Below are 5,482 nucleotides of genomic sequence, written 5' to 3' on the forward strand. Positions count from 1 at the left end.
GCGTTATTCGCCTCTGCGTTCTCTGCGCCTTTGCGTTATTCGCCTCTGCGTTCTCTGCGCCTTTGCGTTATTCGCCTCTGCGTTCTCTGCGCCTTTGCGTTATTCGCCTTTGCACTCTCTGCATCTCAATTTCTCTCAAATACGATTGCTCCACCCACAATCGTCAACTCAGCATGCACCGTATGCAGATGAGACACCGGTATCTGGAAGGGATCATTGTTCAACACCACCAAATCGGCCAGCATACCGGGCATTAAGCGCCCCTTACGCTCAGCAGCGGCTTCAGCGATTGCCGGGCCAATACAATAGGCTGCTAATGCTTCAGCAACGGTGAGTCGTTGTTCAGGATACCAACCGCCAGCCGGCGCGCCATCGGTCGTTTGGCGGGTTACGGCGGCGTGAATGCCAGCCCACGGATCCAGCGTCTCAACCGGCGCATCGGAACCAAAGGCCAGCGTAGCCCCAGCGTCAAGCAAACTGCGCCATGCGTAGCTGGTTGCGCAACGCTTCCCCCATAGCCGATCGGCCATCGCCATATCGGCAGTGCAGTGAATCGGCTGCATTGAGGCAATAACCCCAAGCTCGGCAAAGCGCGGAATGTCGGTTGGTGCAAGAATCTGGGCATGCTCGATCCGGTTGGGCAGCGCAAGATGGGCGGCAGTCGGACGTGCTGCGGCAATCGCATCGAGCACACTGCGGTTAGCCGCATCACCAATTGCATGCACCACCACACTGATCCCGTGAGCATTGGCACGGGTCACAATCTCTTTCATCTCGGCAGGTGGAATGACCACGATGCCGGTATGATCACGCCCTTCATACGGTGCCAGCATGTGGGCGCTCTCGGAGCCGAGTGAACCATCGGCAAACAATTTCAGGCCGCCGATCCGCAGCCAATCGTCACCCAAGCCGCTGCGCAAGCCCAAACCGATGGCATGATCGAGGTGCGCACCGGCGATATGCGCTAGCACGCGGATGGTAAGATCACCGTCAGCCCGCAGTGCTTGCAGATCGATCAGCGTATCGGGGCCGTCAGCCGGATTGGTCGCCGGCGGCACATGGACGCTGGTCAAGCCATAACTCAACGCCTCATTGATTGCCAACCGCAGTGCTGCCAACCGCTCGGCACGAGTGGGAGGCGGCATAATCGCGCGCACCAACTCCATGGCCGTCTCGAGCAAGATGCCGGTTGGTTCGCCGTGCTCGTCACGTTGAATCTGGCCGCCATCCGGATCGGGAGTAGCAGCGGTAATCCCGGCCAACTCGAGTACGCGGCTATTGACCCACAGCGAGTGACCGTCCTTGCGCGACAGCATCGCCGGCCGATCCGGGCATACACGGTCGAGATCGGCACGAGTGGGCCAGCGCTCGCCCCACAGAGTATGATCCCAGCCGTTGCCGCGCAACCATGCCCCCGGCGGCAAACGCTGCGCCGCAACCCCGATCTGGTCGAGCGCCACCGTGAAATCAGCGCAGCCAGTCAGACGTACCTGCTGGCGGGCAAGGCCGTGCAGCACAATGTGGACGTGCGCATCGGTCAGTCCGGGAACTACTGCCCGCCCGTGCAGATCGATCACCTCACTTTGAGGGCCGGCAGCGGACCGTACTGTCCCTTCATCACCCACTGCTAAGATCCGCTCGCCGCGAATGGCCACTGCTTGAGCCACCGGTTGGGCCGGATTGAGGGTGTAGATCGGGCCATTATGCAACACAATCGTGGTCATCGCAAACCTTTCGTTAGATCACATTTACCAATGAAGCGTGATGAGCCCTACTCATTCCGCTTACGGAACAGACAGAACATTGTAGTCGATCACAACCCGTTGATCGCTGTGCGATACCTCAACACCGGACACTGTGCTCTCCACGCCCTCTGGCGCAGGAGTTCAAGGACGGAAAGAACATCTGATCCGGAATTAGGATTACGAAGCCCGCTGCGCGGGCTGCCCGCCCTCACCCCCAACCCCTCTCTGCTAGTGCAGGAGAGGGTGCTGCTGCCTTACGCTCCCGCTATGCCTTGCGCGCCAACCACACGGCTCACCCTCTCCCACCTGACGGCGGGAGAGGGGGTGAGAGGGTAAGGATACACCAACGCATCGCCAAACCTTCAACCACCTCTGCACTCATACGCTCTGTCCACCCTTGCATCGCACAAGCGGGGGATTGCTGCGGGGGCTCCGCTCCCTCGTATAACATTGCTTTCTCTTTGGCAACCACCCCGGGCGATACAGCCTTTTCCTCCTGCGCGAGCTTTCGCGCCTGCTGTCATTGCGCGCCGCGCTCCCGACCGAGCGGGAGCCATACCTGTACGCGCGCAATATGTCCAAATCCTTGTCTAGACACATAATGACGATGAAATCCTACTCGCCCGGCACTATTCTGTCAAATCTGAGTAGTCAAATATTTACAAAATGGAGAACATCCTTAACTATGAGTGTTCAACGTTCGCACGCACTAGCAAGCGTGGTATGATATGTCATGATTTTGCACATATCATTACCCGCTCGTGTCCAGACTATTAACGACCACCCTACCGCTTTGCGGCTACCAGAGGAGGCTGGCTATGACTCATCCGCGCACAAATTATGCGCTAGCAGGCGCAGCGCTCTTTAACCCAATGGCCGCAATGTACTGGCTGGATGTAGCGCGCGGGCAGCGTCCCGGGATTGGGTTGGCGTTGGTTAGTGCGGTAGGTGCGGCATGCGCTGGATTGGCCGCCGATCCGCGCCGCCACCCGTGGCGAGCGATGGCGAGCGGGTTAGCGGCCGCGGCTGGCGCCGCGTTAGCCGGTTGGGCGCTACAACGGTATGTGGCGTGGGTGGAGGGCGAGAGCGAAGATGCGCCGGCCCCGCCAAACGCGCACGATCTGCTGGTGCCGGCGGCGGCAGCTTGCGCCGGTGCGGTTGGCGTGGCCGCATTGGTGGGCCGTGTGCCGGAACAATATATCGAGTACAGCGGTAAGCACGGCGATTACCGCTGGATCGCAGCCGAACCGCACCCGGTCCAGCGCTGGCTGGCATGGAGCGGCTACCTCGCCCATCAGTTGGCAATTTGGGGCTGCATCTATGCCGGTCAGCGCCAACGCCTGCGTTACACCAGCGATATGCGCCGGCTCAATTGGTTGGCACTGGCGGTGAATGCCGGCGGGGTGGCGCTGCATTACCTGCAATCGCACTATACGTATGACGGGTTGGCCCGTGATGTACCCGAAGGCAGTGCGCTCGGTTCGGTATCATTCATCCTGATGCTGGCCTTGGCCCTCGAAGCGCCGCGCCGCGGTCTCTTCTTCGGCAGCCGCAAGGTGATGCCTCCCGCTGAACTCGTGCGCTTTGCCCGCCGCTTCCACGGCTATATCTTCTCGTGGGCTTCGACGTATAATTTCTGGTATCACCCGATCGACCCTAAACCGCTGCACTATACTGGCCTGTTCCACACCCTGTTGCTCTTTGTCCAATCGGCGCTCATCTACACCAATGCCCACCGCGACCCGCGCTGGACGCTGACGCTCGAGATGTTGGCCTTGCCGCACGCGGTTGTTTCGACCCTCTACAAACGCAGCGGGTTGGCAGCGATGTTTACCTTTAGCTTCTTAATGATGTTTGTGGTCAACCAGATGCACGGCCTCAACTTGCCGGAACGGGCGCGCTGGACGATCGGCGGTGCGTATGCCGCTACTGTGCTGAGCTACTACGGCGCGCGCCACCAATGGCATAAGTTGCCTGATGTCCTGCGGATTCCAATCCTCGAGTATGGAGTGTTGGGCATCTTGGTGTTGTTGTCGCTGCTGATGCGGGCTGTGCGGCGGTTAGAAGGAAACCCGCAAACTTTGCATACGAAACCATGAGAACATAGGACACAGATGCGCTCGGGTTGGGACGGATGCACCCAGATCGCACCACCCGTGACCATCCGTTGCACCCGTATCTATACTGCGTCCTATCCCTAAATAGGATACGGAATGCTCACCGCTCAATCCGTGTCCTATTCACCACTCTTGCTACTTCACTGCACGAGCCGCCGCAAACACCACCTCACTCAACGTGGGATAAGCAGCGAACACCGCAGCCAGCTCGGCGATGGTCGCACCGGTTTGGATTGCTAACGCGACCGGTGCCAACATATCCGCTGCGTGTGTGCCAACCGCAATCCCACCACGGATCTGGCGGTTCGTCGCATCATAGATCAACTCGACCCAGCCTTCAGTCTCGTCACTGAGGTATGATTTGAGTGAGGCAGTATACGAAGCTCGTACCCGCTGCAATTCACCCTCACCGCCAGCTACAATCCCCACTTGGGCAATTTCGGGCACGGTATAGACAGCGCTGACCACGGTATGCGGACAATAGCCAGGTACCGGTAGGTCCGCTGCTGTGCGGCCGGCAATCCACGCCTGGGCCAGCGCGCGGTTGGCCAGCATCGGCCCACCGGCAGCATCACCCACAACAAAAATGTGACCGGCGACTGTACGACCATAGTTATCAACCGCGAGTTGTCCGTTGGCACCAACCGCCAACCCGGCCGCAGCAAGATTGAGCCGGCTTAGATCGGGGACTCGCCCAATCGCAAGGAAGGCCATAGCAGCGATATGGGTCGCACCATCGGCTGTAGTGACAACTACACCGGATTCAGTCCGCTCGACCCGTTCCACATCGATCTGATGGATCGTGACGCCATGCGCCGTCATCGCGGCAGCGAGAGCCGCTCCAGCTGCCGGATCGAACATCGGCAATACGCCAGGCGCACCGACCAACCACGTCACCTTCACACCGAGCCGGCTGAAGAGTGAAGCAAACTCGCTACCCGTCGGCCCCCCACCGATCACGATCATGTCCGGCGGCAGTGTGTTCAGATGACTGGCAAACCGCGGGGCAATAATCCGCTGACCATCGGGCTTCATTGTCGGTGGGAAACGTGGTACCGAACCGGTAGCGATAATCACTGCATCGGCGGTCAATGTCTGTTGCGAGTCGTCGTTGCGCACGATCAGCTCGTGAGGGCTATGAAATGCAGCTACCCCGTGGACTACCTTGACCCCGGCGGCTTGGAGCCGCTGTGCCTCACGCTCACTCCACCGCTGCGCCACCGCTTTGATCCGGTTGAGCACCTCTGTTGAGGTCACGTGGACAGCACCAACCGTTACCCCTGCTGCGGCAGCATGAGTAGCAACTCCGGCCAATTCAGCCGCGTGCAACCATACTTTACTTGGTAACAGGCTATCCCAACCGGTACGTCCACCGATCGGTCCTTCACCGATCAAGGTTACCTGCGCATGACCCTTTGCAGCGGCAACGGCAGCCTCAACTCCGGCCGGCCCGCCGCCGATCACGACAATTTGCTTCATACGTCTTCTTCATCATCGTTGCAACTCTACCACAGGCATCTGTGAAAGAAGATGCAAAGAATCGGCCAGAGGTTACAACCGCCAAACGAGATGGTGGAATGGATGCCAATAATGTACCATATTGCATTGAATCATTATGTG

General features: G+C 59.3%; 3 protein-coding genes. 1 reads left to right on the forward strand and 2 read right to left on the reverse strand.

The features are described from left to right. Positions 1-125: 125 nt before the first annotated feature. Positions 126-1,724: an amidohydrolase gene (locus AC01ZF_RS07550; protein ID WP_428111970.1), complete on the reverse strand. Its 1,599-nt coding sequence runs from the start codon at positions 1,722-1,724 to the stop codon at positions 126-128. 839 nt (positions 1,725-2,563) lie between these two features. Between AC01ZF_RS07550 and AC01ZF_RS07555 the strand changes: the two genes are divergently transcribed. Beyond that, positions 2,564-3,844 (forward strand): hypothetical protein, encoded by a 1,281-nt coding sequence (locus tag AC01ZF_RS07555; protein ID WP_428111973.1) that lies wholly within the window; start codon positions 2,564-2,566, stop codon positions 3,842-3,844. Positions 3,845-3,997: 153 nt separating this feature from the next. Here AC01ZF_RS07555 and AC01ZF_RS07560 read toward each other — a convergent pair whose 3' ends face one another. Further along, positions 3,998-5,341, reverse strand: a complete 1,344-nt coding sequence (locus tag AC01ZF_RS07560) for a dihydrolipoyl dehydrogenase family protein (protein WP_428132244.1) — start codon at positions 5,339-5,341, stop codon at positions 3,998-4,000. Positions 5,342-5,482 lie beyond the last annotated feature (141 nt).

The sequence above is a fragment of the Chloroflexus sp. genome (assembly GCF_056331925.1).